At 63.0% G+C, this 1,088-nt stretch carries 1 pseudogene; it reads left to right on the plus strand.

What is annotated here, in order from left to right:
• Positions 1-88: 88 nt before the first annotated feature.
• A pseudogene (locus ABXH26_RS20575) lies at positions 89-1,088 on the plus strand (IS3 family transposase); the annotation flags it as partial.

Below are 1,088 nucleotides of genomic sequence, written 5' to 3' on the forward strand. Positions count from 1 at the left end.
TGAGCCGGACCCCGAAAATCGGTCCAATGGTTAAGCTATGATTGTGGAGCGTGGGTTGGTACCGCAAACCGAACCGAACACGCACAAAATGAAAGGCAAACGCAGAAGACACGACCCCGAGTTCAAGGCGCGCGTGGCGCTTGAGGCGCTCAAGGGCGTGAAGACCATCCAGGAGATCGCCAAGGAATTCGATGTCCACCCGGTGCAGGTCTCGGAGTGGAAGAAGACGATGGCTCAGAACGCCGCCAGCGCCTTCGGGGCCGGCGCGGGCAAGACCGACGCCGAGGAGTTCGAACGCGAGCGCGAGCGGCTCCACGCCAAGATCGGCCAGCAAGCCGTCGAGTTGGACTGGCTGACAAAAAAGTCCAAGCAACTCGGTCTGTGAGGGATCGCATCGCGTTGCTGGACAAGGAGCATCCCAAACTGAGCATGAGGAAGCAGTGCGAGCTGTTAGCCGTGGCACGTTCCACCGCCAGCTACCAGCCGGTGCCCGAGGATCCGGAGGATCTTCGAATCAAGCGGCTGTTGGACGAGACTTACCTGATCGACCCGTGCCTGGGCAGCCGCCGGCTGGTGACGGTGCTGGAGCGCGAACACGGCGTGAAGGTCAACCGCAAGCGGCTGGACCGGCTGCGCCGCGAAATGGGCCACGAGGCGATCTGGTGCAAGCCGCGAACCAGCATCCCGGACGACGGCCACCGGAAGTATCCGTATTTGCTGCGCAAGCTCGCCATCGAGCGGCCCGACCAGGTCTGGTGCGCCGACATCACCTACGTGCCGATGCCGCGTGGCCACGCCTACCTGTGCGCGGTGATGGACTGGCACTCGCGCAAGGTGCTTGGCTGGGCGGTTTCCAACACCATGGGCACCGACCTCTGTCTGGAGGCATTGGAGATGGCGCTGGCTTCAAGCGGCACGATCCCGGAGATCTTCAACACCGACCAGGGCTGCCAGTTCACCTCCGCGGAATGGACCGGGCGGCTGACGGAACTCGGCGTGAGAATCAGCATGGATGGCCGCGGGCGCTGGATGGACAACGTGTTCATCGAGCGGCTGTGGCGGAGCGTCAAATACGAGGAGATCTACCT

Origin of the sequence: Haloferula sargassicola (assembly GCF_040362925.1) — a bacterium.
Classification (GTDB): domain Bacteria; phylum Verrucomicrobiota; class Verrucomicrobiia; order Verrucomicrobiales; family Akkermansiaceae; genus Haloferula; species Haloferula sargassicola.